The organism is Amycolatopsis sp. NPDC003731 (assembly GCF_053586895.1).
Genome location: NZ_JBSFNC010000006.1, coordinates 112,302 through 128,720, shown reverse-complemented (window position 1 = coordinate 128,720; position 16,419 = coordinate 112,302). Strand labels below are relative to the sequence as shown.

Genomic DNA, 16,419 nt, shown 5'->3' with positions numbered 1-16,419 from the left:
CCGCGTCAAGGCGGGAAAGCGTGCCTTGACCCGGCGCCGTCGGCCGTGTTGTGGCTTCGGATCGGGGTTGCGGGGGGTGTGGGTGTCGTGGTCCGGTTGGCGAGGCTGCCGCGGGCGGGTTGCCGTGCGGGGTAATTGCCGTGGGGCGGGTTCGCGCTACGAAGCCGTCGCCGGGGCCACGGCCCGTACGCCCAGCAGTTCCTCGATCGCCGCCACCGCCAGCGCCGCCGCATTCCCCTGCCCGTAAGGGTTGCCCACCTGGGCCGGGCGCAACTCTCCGCTCAGCAGGCGCGCCGCCAGGTCCACGATCCGCGCCGTGTCCGTGCCCGCCAGCCACGCGTAGCCCGCCTCCACCACCTCCGCGCGTTCGGTCACGTCGCGCAGCACCACCACCGGGGTGCCGAACGTCGGGGCCTCCTCCTGGATGCCGCCCGAATCCGTCAGGACCAGGGAAGCCAGCCTCAGCGCCCGGACCAGGTCCGGGTACTCCAGCGGGTCCGTCACCGTCACCCGGGGGAGGCCGGCCAGCGCCGCCTCCACCTGGGCGCGGACCTGGGGGTTCGGGTGCGCCGGGAACAGCACCTGGACGTCCGGGTGCTCGGCCACGATCAGCTGGACCGCCGCCAGGGTGCGCTCCAACGGCTCGCCCCAGGACTCCCGGCGGTGGGACGTCACCAGCACCAGCCGCTCGCCGGCCTCCGCGAGTTCCATCTCCAGCAGCGCCAGGGCGGTGTCGCGGGCCGGCAGGTCGCGGGCCGCGATCTCCAGCACCGCGTCGACCACCGTGTTGCCCGTGACCGCGATCTGCTGCCGCGCAACGCCTTCCGAGCGCAACGCCGCCGCCGCGCCGAGGGTCGGGGCCAGGTGCAACGCCGCGATGCGGGACACCATCTGCCGTGCGCCCTCCTCCGGGAACGGCGCCGCGAGGTCGTGCGTGCGCAGCCCCGCTTCCAAGTGGACCACCGGGATGCCCAGCCAGAACGCCGCCAGGGCGCCGGCGAGCGTCGTCGTCGTGTCGCCCTGGACGACCAGCGCCGCCGGCGAGTGGCGGCGCAGCGCGTCGTCGAGCGCCGGCAGCAGGCCCGCCACCAGCTCGGCCTGGCTGCCCGTCACCCGCGGTGGCACGTCGAGCCACGCGTCCACGGCCAGCCCGAACGGCTCCAGGGCCTGCTCCACCATGCCCGGGTGCTGGCCGCTGTGGACCACCACCGGGCGCAGCACCGGGTGCGCCGCCAGCGCCAGGGCCAGCGGCGCGAGCTTGACGGCTTCCGGCCGCGTCCCGGCCAGCAACATCACGTCCACCCCGCGTCGCCCCTTCTCCACATCTTCGAGTGTCCAGCAAATTCCCGCCAAGCGGGCCGCCGGCGTGCGAGGGGCACACGCCGGCGGCCCGCTCCCTCAATCCCGCGCCCGGGAGAGACGGAGGTTGCGGCGGTGGACGGCGATCAGCGCGACGGTCCCGAGCAGGACCAGCAGCACGCCGACGGCCAGCCACCACCCGATGTCGGCACCGGTGGCGGCGAGGGTCCCGACCCCGCCACCGGCCACGCCGACTCCGGCGCCCGGCATCTTGTACATCCGGACCTCGCTCAGGCCTGCGCGGAACGACGGCGGAAGATGCGCGTCCCGACCGGCACCGCGACGGCGCCGAGCAGGCCGAGCCCGATCCAGAGCCCGGCGCCGGACGCCAGCGGCATCGGCGGCGCGGCCGGGCCGCAGGTCGCCGACGACACGACCACGTCACCCGAGCCGAGCGCCTTGAGCCCGCCGCCGAGCAGCTTCACGTGGACGGCGTTCACGGTGAGGCTGCCGTCGGGGTTCTTGACCTGCTCGTTGAGGATGATCGTCGCGACGTTGAGGTCGCCGAGACCGACCTTGATCTGCGTGTTCGCCGCCGGGGCCGCGTCGACCGCGCCGACGCTGCCGAGGTTCGCGCCGACCAGTTTCGTGCTGCCTTCGACACCCTTCTGCGTCGCGGTGCAGACGGCCTCGACGAGCTTGATGCCGACGTTGCCGAGCGCCGCCTTCAGCAGCGGCAGCCCGACGTCGGCGGTGCTCGCTTTCGCCGTCACCGCACCGGAATTCTCGTCGCGCTCGGCCTCGGTGTTGATCGCGCCGGCGGTGAGGACGCCCTTCAGATCGACCTTCGCCAGGCTGCTGCTGATCGGCCCCGCGGTGCTCGCGGCCGCGAACGGGCCCGCCTTCACCGCTTCCTGGCCGAGCAGCTTGACGTCGACCTTGACGCCGTACGCGGACCCGTCGCCGGGGGCCGCCGATGCGGGGGCCGCGCCGGCGAGCACGACGCTCGCCACGACCGCGGCGAGCAGGCCGCCGCGGCGCACGAGGGAGCTCTTCATCAAGTGGTCCTCCGAATTCGCTGGATTTATCCGGGGTGCGTGACGGCGGCGCGGATCGAACTCGCTGGCCTCGACTCGGCACGCGGATCGACTATCGCGAAGACCGCGCCGAATAGCACACATAATTTCCCGAATCACCGGATCGGGTAAGGCTTGCCGCCGTTTCCGCTGGTCGTTTTCGGCATCACTCGATCGGCGGAACAAGTTCGGCGAAGGTCCAGCCGATTGGGGCAGCTTTTCCACCCCTCCGGGTGGAAACGGGCGGCACACATGTCCTACGCTCGCCGGTGCCCGCAACTTGATCGGGAAATCGACACCGAGAGGAACGTCGTGGCGGTAGCGAGCGCTCCGAACTCAGGAATGGCACGGTTTCCGCTGGTCGCGGCGCTGGGTGCGCTGGCCGCCGCGGGGGTCGTGGTGGTGCTGGCCGAGCGGTTCTACCGGGAACTGGAAGTGCGGCTCGCCGGCGCCATCCTCGATCTGTTCACTACATCGGGTGGCTATGTGGTACCCGATCGGGAATCTGTTTACTTTGGGTTGACGAGCACTGCTCCGTTCGGGTTGAGAATGACGCCGGAATGTTCGTCGGCGTTCCTTTTGCTCCCGCTGCTCGTTGTGACGATGGTCATGCTGTACTTCCGGCCGTCGAATGCGCGGCGCCTGTTCTTTTCGCTCGGCATTTCGGCGCTCGTCGTCGTACTGGTGAACCAGCTCCGCATTCTGACGATCGTCGGGCTCGTGCACGCCTTCGGCACCGACGAGGGCTACTACTGGGGCCACACGCTGCTCGGTTCGATGGTCAGCGTGTTCGGCGGCGCCGTTTCGATCGTCCTGTTCGTCTGGCTGGCCACGCGGAAGAAGAAGGCATGAGCGTCAAGGTCCTGCTGGCGATCACGCAGGCGTTCGCGCTGACCATGAGCGTGGCGTTCCTCGTCTACGTCGTGGTGATCGTGGTGCCGTACCTGCGCCGCAAGCCCGGCCCGGCCGGCGACCCGGACGGCTTCACCTGGCACTTCTTCGTGCCGTGCCGCGACGAGCAGACCGTCATCCGCGAAACCGTCCGCTACCTGCGGACGAACTTCCGCCGGGCGCACGTCTGGGTCGTCGACGACGACTCGGAGGACCGCACCGCCCGCGTGGTCCGGATGCTGTGGCGGCGCCACGGCGGCTACGACCCGTACCTGCACCTGGTCCCGCGCGTGCGCCCCGAAGCCCGGACCGGCAAAGGCGACGCGCTCAACGCGGCCTACCGCGCCCTCAACGACTGGATGGGCCCGGACGCGAGCCGCGACGACGTCGTCGTGGTGGTCGTCGACGCCGACGGCCGCCCGGCCCCGAACTGCCTCGAGGTCTGCGCGGCGGACCACCTCTTCGGCGACCCGGGGATCGGCGCGGTGCAGCTCGACGTGTGGATGGGCAACACCGACACCCCGCCGCCGGGCCGCAACCCGGTGGGCCGCTGGTTCGGCCTGAAACTCGCGCAGCTGCAGGATCTGGAGTTCCGCACGGCGATCGCGGCGATCCAGACGTCCCGCGGGTTCACCGGCACGATCTCCATGGGCGGCAACGGCCAGTTCACCCGCCTCACCGCGCTGGATTCGATCGCCGGCGACGCCGGGGAGCCGTGGCGTGGCTCGCTGCTGGAGGACTTCGAGCTCGGCGTCCACCTGCTCACCGCGGGCTGGCGCACCGGGTTCACCCCGGATTCCCACGTGTCGCAGGAAGGTCTGTACAGCCTGCGGCGGTTCCTCGTGCAGCGCACGCGGTGGGGCCAGGGCACCATGCAGTGCGCCCGGTACCTCCGGCGGATCTGGGATTCCCCGCACGTCAGCACGCTCGGCGCGGCGGAGATGATGTACTACCTGGCCCAGCCGTGGCTGCAGCTGCTCGGCTCGCTGCTGTACCCGATCCCGTTCGTCCTGCTGGTGGTGGGCACCGCGGGCGACCCGGCGCAGATGTGGACGTGGTTCACCGGCAGCGCCTGGATCCTGTTCGCCATCTACGGCTCGTTCGGGCTGCTGCCGTTCCTCGTCTGGGGCCCGATCTACCAGCTGAAGTGCCTGCGCAGCAAGAACATCCTGCGCGGCCTGGGAATGGGCTTCGCGTACGCCGCGTACATCTACACGTTCTACGTGACGTCGTGGCGCGCATTGTTCCGGCTCGTCCGCGGGCGCAACGGCTGGGCGAAGACGCGCCGCAACACCGAGCAGGCGGCCGGGGTGAAGGTCGCGCTCGACGCGTGAGCGCGACCTCCACCGGAGCGGTCAGAACGCCGGGACGATCCGGACGTCGTCGGCCTTGACGAAGGCGATCCGGTGCCCGAACTGGATCTGGACGTACTTGAGCTTGCCCTTCACCACCACGTGGCCGGCCGGGTCGAAGGTGGTCGCCCAGTAGTACTCGGAGCCGACCGTCCCGCCCGAGGAGTACTTCTGGCCCGCGGAAAGCGTGTACGGCAGCGGCGTGATGGCCTGCACGGTGACGCCGGCCGGGTACGCCTCCGGCTCGGGGTAGGCGCGGCCGTACACCGGCACGGTCGCGAGGCCGGGCTTCGGCGTCACGACCCAGCCGATCGCGGGCTTCGCGACCCGGGCGTTGCGCGGGTTGTGGAACCAGCCCTTCTGGCCGAGGTACCAGATCGCCGTCCAGTCACCGCGGACCTCGGCGACGGCGTACCGCTGCCCGGTCGCGACCCGGCTGCCGACGTCGGAGACGTCCATGGTCGACGGCGTCCCCTTCGGGTGCAGGCCGACGTCGACCAGCAGCGGCGAGGACTCACTCGGCTCCGAGTGCAGCACGACGGCCTCCGAGCCGCGCGGGGTGCACGGCGTCCCGGGGCTGTCGCAGCCGGTGAACGCGGGCTGGTTCTTCGCGAAGTCCGGGTCGATGGTGACCAGCGACGAGCCGGGCAGGCCGAACCCGCCGAGCGGCGCGCCCAGCAGGTCGAAGTAGTGCGACCAGTCCCAGTAGGGGCCCGGGTCCCAGTGCATGCCCGCGATCGTCGACGGGACCGTGCCCGGCACGTTGTCGTGCCCGATGATGTGTGCGCGGTCGAGCGGGATGCCGTACTTGCGCGCGAGGTAGCCGACGAGCTTCGCGCTCGTGCGGTACATGGCCTCGGTGTACCAGGTGCCCTTCGCGGCGAAGCCCTCGTGCTCGATGCCGATGGACTTCGCGTTGACGTACCAGTTCCCGGCGTGCCAGGCGACGTCCTTGGTCGGCACGTGCTGGGCGATCAGGCCGTCGGCCGACCGGATGGTGTAGTGCCAGCTGACGTACGTCGGGTCCCGGACGAGGTCGAGGACGTTGGCCCAGTAGCCCTCGGTGTCGTGGATGACGATGTGGTCGATCTTCTGGCTCTCGGGCCGGTTCGCGAGGTCGTGGTTGCCGTAGTCGTCCTTCGGCAGCTCCTGGTACGGCGCCGGGACGGACTCGCAGGTGACCCGGCGCGGGCACTCGACGCCGGCGGGCGTCCGGTCGGCGTGCTGCGGGACGACGACGTCGGGCGTCGGGGCCAGCGTGACCTGCTGGCCGTCGTCCGTGGTCCGGGTGGTGCCGGTCTTGATCGTGTCGAAGACCTCGTCGGCGAAGGTCTGCGCCGCGGCTTGGCCCGTGGAGCCGCTGTAGCGCGCGACGGCGGTGTACCAGTTGCCGTCGGTGTTGTACTTCGCGAGGAGGGCCGCGCCGCCGCGGATGTTCTGGGCGGGGTTCGTGCGCAGCGTTTGTGCGTCGGTTCGGAGCAGCCGCGCGGCCTCGTCGACGGTCTGCAGCGTGGGCGGCGGGGCAGCGGGCCCGGCCTGCGGGCGCACGGCCGGGCGGGCGTCGTCGCCTCGGGCGTCTTCGGTGCCCTCGTCGTGGTGCGTGCCGGCGACGCCGGCCGCGCGGAGGTCGGTGAGGTGCATGGGGCCGTAGCCGGCCGAGGTGCTGGGCGTCCCGGCGTTGGTGTCCCACCGCGACTCGAGGTAGGAGACGCCGAGGAGGACGTTCTCCGGGACGTTGAATTCCTTCGCGGCGGCGGCGAAGTCGCGTTGGCGTTGGCCGGCGGGGTCGGCGTGCGCCGGAGCCGCGGCCAGGCCGGCGAGGAGGGCGACGGCGGCCGCGACGGCCGCGGTTCTCGGGACGGGGTGGGACATGGGCATGAACCCCCAGGGTGCAGGTGCCAGAGGTGAGAACTTAACCAGAAACTCACCCCGGGAGGTAAGAGGCCGCGGGTGCGTCACGCGCCGATCGTGGGTGGCGCGGTGGGTCTTTCGTCGGAGAAACGTGCTGGGCCGCGGCAACCGCGTGGTCGGTGCCCGGGCGGGCGGCGGGTCCCGCGTCACCGATGCCGGTCCCAACGGGGGTGGGGATCCGGAGGTTCCTGCGGACGGGCCGGGTCACCCGCCCGCACGAGGGGGCGGGGCGGGTCGGTTCGGCCCGCGCATAACCGCCGGTCAGGTGGTCGGCGGGGGCTATCGTGCCCGTCGGGTGGACCCTCCTTGCGGAGCTGGCACTCACGTGGCTAGAGTGCTAAATGCACGGCCCGACAGCCCCGGCACCCGCGACGGCGGGGGTGGTAGAGCCGTAACCACATCCTGCCAACGCTTTCGACGACCGTGGAGGTCAACCCGGTGAGCGTGAACATCAAGCCGCTCGAGGACAAGATCGTCGTCCAGACGAGCGAGGCCGAGGAGACGACCGCTTCCGGCCTCGTCATCCCCGACACCGCCAAGGAGAAGCCCCAGGAGGGCAAGGTTCTGGCCGTGGGCCCGGGCCGGATCGACGACAAGGGCAACCGCGTCCCGCTCGACGTGAACGTCGGCGACGTCGTCATCTACTCCAAGTACGGCGGCACCGAGGTCAAGTACAACGGTGAGGACTACCTGATCCTGTCCGCCCGCGACGTGCTGGCCGTCATCAACTGACGTCCGCTCGCAGCGCATGACGCCCCGGGCCCCGCAGAACACCGGGGAGCGGGGCGTTTTTGCGTCCAGAGAAAGGTAAGCGGAACACGCTATGCCCAAGCAGATCAACTTCGACGAGGACGCTCGTCGCGCGCTGGAGCGCGGGGTGAACAAGCTCGCCGACGCGGTCAAGGTCACCCTCGGCCCGCGCGGCCGGCACGTCGTGCTCGACAAGAAGTTCGGCGGCCCGACCATCACCCTCGACGGCGTGACCGTCGCCCGTGAGGTCGAGCTCGACGACCCGTTCGAGAACCTCGGCGCGCAGCTCGCCAAGAGCGTCGCCACCAAGACCAACGACGTCGCCGGCGACGGCACCACCACCGCGACCGTGCTCGCGCAGTCGCTGGTGAAGGTCGGCCTGCGCAACGTCGCGGCCGGTGCCAACCCGACCTCGATCGGCCGCGGCATCGAGGCCGCCGCGGAGAAGGTCATCGAGGTCCTCAAGGCCAAGGCCACCCCGGTCAAGGGCCGCGAGAACATCGCCCAGGTCGGCACCGTGACCTCCCGCGACGCCAACATCGGCGCCCTGCTCGGCGAAGCCGTCGAGAAGGTCGGCGAGGACGGCGTCATCACCATCGAGGAGTCGTCGACCCTGGCGACCGAGCTGGTGATCACCGAGGGCGTCCAGTTCGACAAGGGCTTCCTCTCGGCGCACTTCGCGACCAACCCGGAGGAGCAGAAGGCGATCCTCGAGGACGCCTACGTCCTGCTGCACCGCGAGAAGATCTCGGCGCTGGCCGACCTGCTGCCGGTGCTGGAGAAGGTCGTCGAGGCCAAGAAGCCGCTGCTGATCATCGCCGAGGATGTCGACGGCGAGGCGCTGTCCACCCTCGTGGTGAACTCGCTGCGCAAGACGATCACCGCCGTCGCGGTCAAGGCGCCGTTCTTCGGCGACCGCCGCAAGGCGTTCCTGGACGACCTCGCGGTCGTCACCGGCGGCGAGGTGATCTCCGCGGAGATCGGCCGCAAGCTGTCCGACGTCGACCTCGGCGCGCTGGGCAAGGCCCGCCGCATCGTCGTCACCAAGGACGACACCACGATCGTCGACGGCGCCGGCTCCAAGGACGCCATCGCCGGGCGGGTCGCGCAGATCCGCAAGGAGATCGAGACGACCGACTCCGACTGGGACCGCGAGAAGCTGCAGGAGCGGCTCGCGAAGCTCGGCGGCGGCGTCGCGGTCATCAAGGTCGGCGCGGCCACCGAGACCGAGCTGAACGAGCGCAAGCACCGCATCGAGGACGCCGTGGCTTCGACCAAGGCGGCCGTCGAGGAGGGCATCCTGCCCGGCGGCGGTTCGGCGCTGGTCCACGCGGTCAAGGAGCTCGAGGGCGGCCTGGGCCTCTCCGGTGACGAAGCCACCGGCGTGCGGATCGTCAAGGACGCGCTGGTCGCGCCGCTGTTCTGGATCGCGACCAACGCGGGCCACGAGGGTGCGGTCATCGTCAACAAGGTGCAGGAGCAGGGCTGGGGCCAGGGCTTCAACGCCGCCACCGGCGAGCTCACCGACCTGCTGGCCGCCGGCATCGTCGACCCGGTCAAGGTGACCCGGTCCGCGGTGGCGAACGCCGCCTCGATCGCGCGTCTCGTGCTGACGACGGAGTCGTCGGTCGTCGAGAAGCCGGCCGAGGAAGAGCCCGCCGCGGCGGGCCACGGCCACTCGCACTGATTTTCCGGCGAAGCGGGGCGGCACTCCCTCCGGAGTGCCGCCCCGCTTTCGTGCTTCGAAGGGCACGGAGGGCGGCACCCCACCCGGTGCCGCCCTCCGATGTCTGTGGCGCGCTCAGCCGCCGGACATGCTGAGCGCGCGTTTGTCCGATTTGATGATGTGCTCCCGTTCGGACTCCGAGAGCCCGCCCCAGATGCCGTACGGCTCGTGCACCGCCAGCGCGTGGCTGCGGCACATCTCCAAGACCGGGCAGCTCAGGCAGACGGCTTTCGCTCTGGCCTCCCGCCGTGCCCGCGCCGGGCCGCGCTCGCCGTCCGGGTGAAAGAAGGACGCGCTGTCCATCCCCCGGCACGACCCCTCGAGCTGCCAGTCCCACATGTCGGCGTTGGGTCCTGGGAGCCTGCGCGTGTCTGCCATCCTGACCGCCTCCGTCATCCGGTCGATGCCGCTAGCTGCTCTGCTGTGGTGCCAATACTCCATTCGGTGCAACGGCGGTAACGTTAGAAGCGCGCCAATAGTTGTTCAAGCGATCCGGCCCGATTCAGCCGTTAGGCATCCCCCGGATGTGTGAGCAGGGCTTTCGCCTCCGGTTGCCGACCGCGCTGGGTGCCTGGATATTGAGGCTCGTGGGAGCTGGGTCGGGCACCGAAGAACCCACCCTGCCGGTGGCCTCGGTCGCCCGCCGGCTCGGGGTCGCGCCGTCCACCCTCCGAACCTGGGACCGCCGCTACGGGCTGGGGCCCAGCCGGCACACCGACGGCCGCCACCGCCGCTACGGCACCTCCGACATCGGCCGCCTCGAACTGATGCAGCGAGCGCTGCTGAGCGGCGCGTCCACGGCCGAGGCGGCGCGCTACGCCCTCGAGCAGATCCCCCGCTCCGGACCCCCGCAGCCGGAGGAGCCCGGCGAACTGCCGGGGTCTTCGGTCGAGGACGACGGTCACGAGGTCCGCTCCCGCCTCGCGCGGAGGCTGAGCACGGCGGCGCTGGCCATGGACGTCGGCGCAGTCCAGCGGATGCTCGCGGACACCATCGCCGAGCTCGGCGTCCTCCCGGCGTGGACCGGCGTGATCGAGCCGGTGCTGTCGGCGCTCGGGGCGCGCTGGCGCGGCGCGAGCGCGGGGGCGGAGGTGGAGTACCTGCTCGCGGAGTGCGTGTTCGCGGCCCTGGTCCGCGCGACCCCGGTGCTCGACGAGCCCCGCAACACCCGCCCGGTCCTCCTCGGCTGCGTCCCGGACGAGCGCGACTCGATGCCGATGTACGCGCTGGCGGCGTCTCTGGCGGGGCGGCGGATCGGCGCGCAGCTGTTCGGGGTCCCGCTGCCGGCCGAGGTGCTGGCGGTGGCGGTCCGCCGCAGCGCGCCGGCCGCGGTGGTGCTGTGGGCCCACGGCCGCGGGGTGGCGGACGCGCGCCTGTTCGCCCGGGTTTCGCGGGGCCGTCAGCGGAGCCGGTTGTTCGCGTGCGGCCCGGGCTGGGACCCGGCGGGCCTGCCGGACAAGGTGGAGCTGCTGACGGACCTCCCCGGCGCGGCGGACCGCATCGAGCACGTGCTGGTCGGCGGGCGCCGGTGAGTTTTGTCGGTGGGAACCGCTAGAAAGGACGGGTGCACGAACCCGCCCTGAGGGCCGCCGCGTTCGGGAGCGACCCGCTGCCCGACCCCGCGATCGTGCGCGGGTCCGCAAGCCCGCGCGAGCAATTGCTGGCGGCCATCATCCTCGGAGCCCAGGGAAGGTACGCGGCGGCGGCGACGCTCCTCGGCGAGCTGAGGCGAGAGGATGACCCGGTGCTGGCATCGCTCGCCGCCAGCACCCTCGCATCGCACCGCCGCCAGCTGGGCGGCCACCGCCTGGCCCGCGCCCTCGACGGCGAGGCTTTGGCCAAGGTGGCCCACCTGGAGACCAAGCCCGACCCCGCCGGCCGCGATCTCAAGGGCTCGGACGCGACGGCCGCCGCCCGCGATCTCAAGGGCTCGGACGCGACGGCCGCCGCCCGCCGCCCCGAAGCCGCCACCAGCCGCGAAGGCGACACCGCCCCCGGCGCGGAACCCACTCCCCACCGCCCCGAAGCCGCCACCGGCCGCGACCCCGACGGCTCGGCCGCCTCGGGTGCAAAGGCGGTAGCCCGCCGTTCGGAAGCCGCCATCAGCCGCGACCCCGACGGCTCGAACGCGGAGGCCGCCGCCCGCCGCCCCGAAGCCGCCACCGGCCGCGAAGGCCGGACCGCACCCGGCGCAAAACCCACCCCCCGCCGTCCCGAAGCCGCGACAAGCCCCGACCCCGACGGCCTCGACGCCGCCGGCGCCAAAGCCGATGCCCTCCTCGGCCTGGCCGCCGACAACCTCGCCCTCGGCCGCCTCGCCGCCGCCCGCCGGCTCGCCGAGCTCGCCGCCGCCGCGGACAGCAGGTGGCGAGCCACCGTCCGCGGCGGCTGGGTGGACGCCGAAATCGCACTCGCCGCAGGTCAGGGCGCCGATGCCGTCCCGCACGCCCGGCGCGCTTTCGAAACCGCGCAAGCCCGCGGCGCGCGGCGGCACGTCGTGAAATCCGGGATTGTGCTGGCCGTCGCCCTGAGCGCGGCCGGCGCTCCCGATCACCGGAAGATTTCGGACGACCTTGTCGGAAATGCAATGGCGACGGCGGAGGAATGCGAACTCCTTTCACTTTCGTGGCCGGCGGCGCTCGTCGCGGCCGACCTGCGCCCAGGACACGCCGAGGAGTATCGATTCAGAGTGGCGCAGGTGTTGCACGCAGTGTTACGAAGCGCAGATCCTTGCGGGAGGAGGGTTGCGGGGGAATCACCATGGGTCCCCGTCCCGGGTGGTTGAGCCGTCGGAATGGGGTGTTCCGGCATCCGGGCTAAGAAACTTCAAAAAAAGCCACCGGATCGTGTCAAGGTTCGGGCTAAAGCGTCCGATAGGGGAAGAGGAATGTCACCCGGCTGCAGGAAGGAAACCCCGTGACGACGGTCTTGATCTGCGACGACCGACGCAGTGTCCGTGAAGGGCTCACCCGAGTGATGTCCGCGGTCCCTGGGGTCAGTCGCATCGACTGCGTAGCGCACGGTGACGAGCTGCTGGCCCGGTACTCCCGTCAGCCCGTCGACGTCGTGCTGGTCGGGACGCAACGCGCGGTCCCGACGGGTGTCGAAGCCACCCGGCGGCTCGTCTCGGCCAACCCCCAGGCGAACGTCATCGTCTTCGGCGCCCCCGACGACGCGGGCAGCATCGCCGCCGCGATCGCCGGCGGTGCCCGCGGCTACCTCCGCTGGGACGCGTCCCGGCCGGAGCTGGTCGCCGCGCTGGCCCACACCCTGGCGAGCACCTCGGTGCCCGCGCCCCGTCAGCCGTCCGACCCGGGCGTCCAGCTGACCGAGCGCGAGCTTCAGGTGCTCCGCGGGATGAGCCAGGGCAAGAGCAACGGCCAGATCGGCCGCGAGCTCTACCTGTCCGAGGACACGGTCAAAACGCACGCCCGGCGGCTGTTCCGCAAGCTCGGCGTGCGCGACCGCGCGCAGGCCGTCGCCCACGGCTTCCGCCGCGGCCTGGTCAGCTGACCTGCCGCTCTCCCCGTTCCTGACACGGCCGGTTCACAGGTGACGACGGGCCAGGGCGCACCGCCCTGGCCCGCACCTATGTGGTCCCCATCACGCTCCGGCGCTCGATCCGGCGGATTCCCGCCCCGCCGCTCCGCCCCTCCGGCGGATCTCGTACCCGCAGGCCCGTTCGCTCGTTGAATCGGCGACCTCGACCGCGGGTTCGCAGGACGACCCGTACTTTCGCTGCTCCGGCAGCCGCGGCGCGCCCGGGCACACCGCGCGCGCCGGTCCGGAGCGAGCCGACGGTACGGTAGCGGTCACCGGTGCGCGGTGGAGGCGACCACGGGCCGGGTTCTTTGCCCACCTACACGTAACACTGGGACTGTTGTCTGCGATGGCCAATGTGGGGGATGGACTGGATGAGCCGGTCGCCGCTGCTGTCGAGGGAGATCCCCAGGCAGTGGAGCGGCTGCTGGCTGCTATCCGTCCACTGGTAGTGCGGTATTGCCGCGCCCGGGTTGGCAGGCAGGAGCGATCGTTCGCTTCGGCGGACGACGTTGCGCAGGAGGTGTGTCTCGCGGTGCTGACGGCATTGCCCTCGTACCGCGATCAAGGCCGCCCTTTTCTGGCCTTCGTCTACGGGATCGCCCAGCACAAGGTGGCCGACGCGCACCGCGCGGCGGCGCGGAACCGGGCCGAGCCGGTGGCCGAGATCCCCGACGAGGTCGAGGGCGGGGTCGGCCCCGAGCAGCGGGCGCTGCAAGGTGAGCTGAACGAGCGGATGTCCCAGTTGTTGCAGGTGCTGCCGGACAAGCAGCGGGAGATCGTGGTGTTGCGCGTGGTCGTCGGCCTGTCGGCGGAGGAGACCGCGGACGCGGTCGGCTCCACGCCCGGCGCCGTCCGCGTCGCCCAGCACCGCGCCCTCGCGCGGCTGAGAAAGGCCTTGGCCGCGATGGAGGCGATCTGAGTGACCAGAACAGTGACGAGGCATGGGGACCCCTGGGCCCATCAGGCCGTGCACCGGGCGATCGTGGCCGTGGACGTCACGGGATACGGGGACAACCGCAGGACCAGCCCGCACCGGCTGGTCCTGCGACAGGCGCTCTACCAGGCCCTGAAGCAGGCCTTCGACGTGGCCGGAGTGCCGTGGCAGGCCTGTCAGCGCATCGACTGCGGCGACGGCGTGCTGGTACTCGTCCCGCCGGAGATCCCCAAAAGCGTCCTCGCGGACTCGCTCCCCCGTGCGCTGGCCGGCCGTCTGCTGCGGCACAACGGCCTGCACCCGCCGGAGGAGCGACTCGGTTTGAGGATGGCGCTGCACGCCGGAGAGATCGTCCGCGACGAGTACGGAGTCACTGCGCCATCGATCAACCACGCGTTCCGGCTCCTCGCCGCGCCGCCGGTCAAGGCCGCATCGGCCGCCGAGGGACCGCTGGTCATGGTCACTTCCGCCTGGTTCTACGACGAAGTCGTCCGGCAGTGCCCCACGATCGACTCCAGTGCTTTCCGCCCGGTCGAAGTCGCGGTGAAGGAGACCTATGCGGTCGGCTGGCTGGCTCTCCCGGGAGCCGCTGAGGCTCCCCGAGCCCCCTGACTCCGGCCCTCGCGGGCGGGCCGCGATCCCCGGCCGCCGCACGGGATCGGGGGCGGGTGGGGTCGGTCACCCGCCGAGGGGGCTGCTTCGGCGTGTCGCGGGAAAAGTTCTCCGGAAGGGCCTCGGGTCCTATATGGACGACCACAGTGGACGGCGCCGGTACCGTGTTTTACCTGCTCAGAGGCATGGCGGCGGTTCGCTCTGCGATACGGGCCGCGTCCGGCCGGGGGTCTCGAGGAGGCGGAACCCGCCCCCGTACAAGGAAATATTTCGACCCCCGGTTGGATTTTGTGCGGTATTGGTAATACCGTGTGCAGTGTCGGCCGAGATGGGCCGTGACTAGTAGTTCCACTATGGAGGACTGGAATGACGAACAAGGCCCAGCTGATCGAGGCGCTGTCGGAGCGTCTGGGCGACAAGAAGGTGGCTTCGCAGGCCGTTGACGGTCTCGTCGACATCATCATCCGGACGGTCAACAAGGGCGAAAAGGTCAACATCACCGGCTTCGGGGTGTTCGAGAAGCGCGCCCGCGCCGCTCGCACCGCCCGCAACCCGCGCACCGGTGAGGCCGTCCGCGTCAAGAAGACCAACGTGCCCGCCTTCCGCGCCGGCACCACCTTCAAGGACGTCATCTCCGGCACCAAGAAGCTCCCGAAGGCGACCCCGGTCAAGCGCGCCACCGCGGCGACGTCGACCCGCGCGACCGCCACCAAGACCGCGGCGGCGGCCCCGGCCAAGGCCACCACGACCCGCACCACGCGGGCGGCGGCGGCCAAGCCGGCCACCACGCGTTCGACGACGACCCGCACCCGCACGGCGGCCGCGAAGCCGGCGGCCAAGGCCACCGCGACCAAGGCGGCCCCGAAGACCGCGGCCAAGACCACGGCGGCCAAGGCCACCACGGCGAAGGCGACCACCACGCGGGCGAAGACCGCCGCCGCCAAGCCGGCCGCGACCAAGACCGCCGCGGCGAAGAAGACCACGGCGGCCAAGGCCCCGGCCAAGCGCACCTCCGCCGCGAAGAAGAAGTAACACCCTCGCGACGATCGGAGGGGCCCCGCACCAGGCTGGTGCGGGGCCCTTCCGGCATTTCGGGGGTGGGTCGCCGCGGAGCTTCCGGCGATCGCGGGCGGATCCTTCCGACTTTTCGGGGTGGGCCGCCGCAGGCCTTCGGCGCTGCCGGGCGGATCCTTCCGGCATTTCGGGGGTGAGGCTCCGGCGAGCCGGGCGGGTCCTTCCGGGTTCGGGGTGGGCCACTGCAAGCCTTCGGCGCTGCCGGGCGGATCCTTCCGGCATTTCGGGGGTGAGGCTCCGGCGAGCCCGGGCAGGTCCTTCCGGGTTCGGGGTGGGCCGCCGCAGGCCTTCGGCGCTCCCGGGCGGATCCTTCCGGCATTTCGGGGTGGGCCGCCGCAGGCCTTCAGCGCTGCCGGGCGAGCCCTTCTCGCCTTTCGAGGGGCCGGTCGCCGCGGAGCTTCCGGCGAACCCGGGCGGGCCGGTGAATGCGGCCGCCTTCGGCCCTCAGAAGCCGCCAGCCCTGCCAAGCCAGCCCTCACATGCCTCCAGCCCTGCCAAGCCAGCCCTCACATGCCTCCAGCCCTGCCAAGCCAGCCCTCACATGCCTCCAGCGCTCCGAGCAGCCCTCCAAGCCGCCAGCGCTTCCAAGCCGGCCACAACGAGCCTCCGGCGTTCCTCAGCGGCCGGTAAAGGCGCCCAAGCCGCCAGGCCGATCACGCAACCGGCTTGAGATCGCCGCTCCCGAAGCCCGCATCGCAAGGCCGCTCGGACGCCGCCACGAATGTCGCCCGGTGAGCACCCACGCCGTTTCCCGGCCGTGCTTTTCCCTCCCGCGGAACCGGTCCCGGTCACCCCTCACCCGATCCCCCGCCGGCCGCCGAACAATTCACCTCGCCCACTCGTTGGGGTGAACGCCCCCGCCGCGGCGACGGTTGCGTCCCGGGCTTCGCGGGTAGCCGTCCGGCAGGGAACGCAATCCGACCTCAGGGAGTCGCGATGACGGAGAACGAAAACCGGCCCGAAGCGGACCTCGACCACAGCCGGCAGCTCATCAAAGAGGCGAAAGAAGCCGCCCGGGACGCCCAGCTGGCCGATCCCGCCGAAGGCGCCGCCGACGAGGCGCTCGCCACGGATCCGCCCTACCACCACGGCGAGCAGGGCTCCACACCCTCCGGAACCTGAATTCACAGCCCGGCGAACCGCCGGGACGGCGGCGGCCCAGTCCTTTCAGGACCACCCCGGGCCGCCGCCGTTCCGCGGAATCCCGGAGGAAATTGCCGTACGTCTCCTCGGGTGGATACACTCCACCGA

General features: G+C 71.5%; 16 protein-coding genes. 11 read left to right on the top strand and 5 right to left on the bottom strand.

Annotation, left to right across the window (positions count from 1 at the left end):
* Positions 1-156: 156 nt before the first annotated feature.
* The 3 genes from wecB to ACWDN5_RS04640 form a co-directional block, all read right to left on the bottom strand.
* Positions 157-1,302: a non-hydrolyzing UDP-N-acetylglucosamine 2-epimerase gene (wecB, locus tag ACWDN5_RS04650; RefSeq protein ID WP_449674480.1), complete on the bottom strand. Its 1,146-nt coding sequence runs from the start codon at positions 1,300-1,302 to the stop codon at positions 157-159.
* Between the two features lie 96 nt (positions 1,303-1,398).
* A complete protein-coding gene (locus ACWDN5_RS04645; protein WP_449674464.1) occupies positions 1,399-1,578 on the bottom strand; it encodes an LPXTG cell wall anchor domain-containing protein in 180 nt (59 codons plus the stop codon).
* Positions 1,579-1,589: 11 nt separating this feature from the next.
* A complete protein-coding gene (locus ACWDN5_RS04640) occupies positions 1,590-2,357 on the bottom strand; it encodes a choice-of-anchor P family protein (RefSeq protein WP_449674462.1) in 768 nt (255 codons plus the stop codon).
* A gap of 360 nt (positions 2,358-2,717) precedes the next feature.
* Here ACWDN5_RS04640 and xrtP point away from each other — a divergent pair, with 360 nt between their 5' ends.
* Positions 2,718-3,227 (top strand): exosortase P, encoded by a 510-nt coding sequence (xrtP, locus tag ACWDN5_RS04635; RefSeq protein WP_449674478.1) that lies wholly within the window; start codon positions 2,718-2,720, stop codon positions 3,225-3,227.
* Entirely contained in the window at positions 3,224-4,600 is a 1,377-nt protein-coding gene (locus tag ACWDN5_RS04630; RefSeq protein ID WP_449674460.1) for a glycosyltransferase family 2 protein, read from the top strand. Before xrtP ends, ACWDN5_RS04630 begins: the two co-directional genes overlap by 4 nt.
* Positions 4,601-4,621: 21 nt before the next feature.
* Here the strand turns inward: ACWDN5_RS04630 and ACWDN5_RS04625 are convergent, their stop codons facing one another.
* Positions 4,622-6,490, bottom strand: a complete 1,869-nt coding sequence (locus ACWDN5_RS04625; protein ID WP_449674476.1) for an N-acetylmuramoyl-L-alanine amidase — start codon at positions 6,488-6,490, stop codon at positions 4,622-4,624.
* A gap of 477 nt (positions 6,491-6,967) precedes the next feature.
* On the opposite strand from ACWDN5_RS04625, the gene groES reads away from it, so the two are divergent.
* A complete protein-coding gene (gene groES, locus ACWDN5_RS04620; protein WP_004559922.1) occupies positions 6,968-7,261 on the top strand; it encodes a co-chaperone GroES in 294 nt (97 codons plus the stop codon).
* Between the two features lie 91 nt (positions 7,262-7,352).
* Positions 7,353-8,966 carry a chaperonin GroEL gene (gene groL, locus ACWDN5_RS04615; RefSeq protein ID WP_310967607.1) on the top strand — a complete coding sequence of 538 codons (1,614 nt, stop codon included), beginning with the start codon at positions 7,353-7,355 and terminating at the stop codon, positions 8,964-8,966.
* A 114-nt stretch (positions 8,967-9,080) separates the two neighbouring features.
* Here the strand turns inward: groL and ACWDN5_RS04610 are convergent, their stop codons facing one another.
* On the bottom strand, positions 9,081-9,383 hold the full coding sequence (locus tag ACWDN5_RS04610) for a WhiB family transcriptional regulator (RefSeq protein WP_033261506.1): 303 nt from the start codon (positions 9,381-9,383) through the stop codon (positions 9,081-9,083).
* Positions 9,384-9,631: 248 nt separating this feature from the next.
* On the opposite strand from ACWDN5_RS04610, the gene ACWDN5_RS04605 reads away from it, so the two are divergent.
* The 7 genes from ACWDN5_RS04605 (at position 9,632) to ACWDN5_RS04575 (ending at position 16,290) form a co-directional block, all read left to right on the top strand.
* Complete coding sequence (locus ACWDN5_RS04605) at positions 9,632-10,537, top strand: MerR family transcriptional regulator (RefSeq protein WP_449674475.1); 906 nt, start codon at positions 9,632-9,634, stop codon at positions 10,535-10,537.
* Positions 10,538-10,569: 32 nt separating this feature from the next.
* A complete protein-coding gene (locus ACWDN5_RS04600; protein WP_449674457.1) occupies positions 10,570-11,790 on the top strand; it encodes a hypothetical protein in 1,221 nt (406 codons plus the stop codon).
* 131 nt (positions 11,791-11,921) lie between these two features.
* Positions 11,922-12,518, top strand: a complete 597-nt coding sequence (locus ACWDN5_RS04595) for a response regulator transcription factor (protein WP_003073605.1) — start codon at positions 11,922-11,924, stop codon at positions 12,516-12,518.
* Positions 12,519-12,894: 376 nt separating this feature from the next.
* On the top strand, positions 12,895-13,467 hold the full coding sequence (locus tag ACWDN5_RS04590; RefSeq protein WP_449674473.1) for a sigma-70 family RNA polymerase sigma factor: 573 nt from the start codon (positions 12,895-12,897) through the stop codon (positions 13,465-13,467).
* Between the two features lie 63 nt (positions 13,468-13,530).
* Positions 13,531-14,094, top strand: coding sequence for a hypothetical protein (locus ACWDN5_RS04585; RefSeq protein WP_310974658.1), 564 nt, complete (start codon positions 13,531-13,533; stop codon positions 14,092-14,094).
* Between the two features lie 366 nt (positions 14,095-14,460).
* On the top strand, positions 14,461-15,126 hold the full coding sequence (locus ACWDN5_RS04580) for an HU family DNA-binding protein (RefSeq protein ID WP_310974659.1): 666 nt from the start codon (positions 14,461-14,463) through the stop codon (positions 15,124-15,126).
* 978 nt (positions 15,127-16,104) lie between these two features.
* A complete protein-coding gene (locus ACWDN5_RS04575; RefSeq protein WP_310974660.1) occupies positions 16,105-16,290 on the top strand; it encodes a hypothetical protein in 186 nt (61 codons plus the stop codon).
* Positions 16,291-16,419 lie beyond the last annotated feature (129 nt).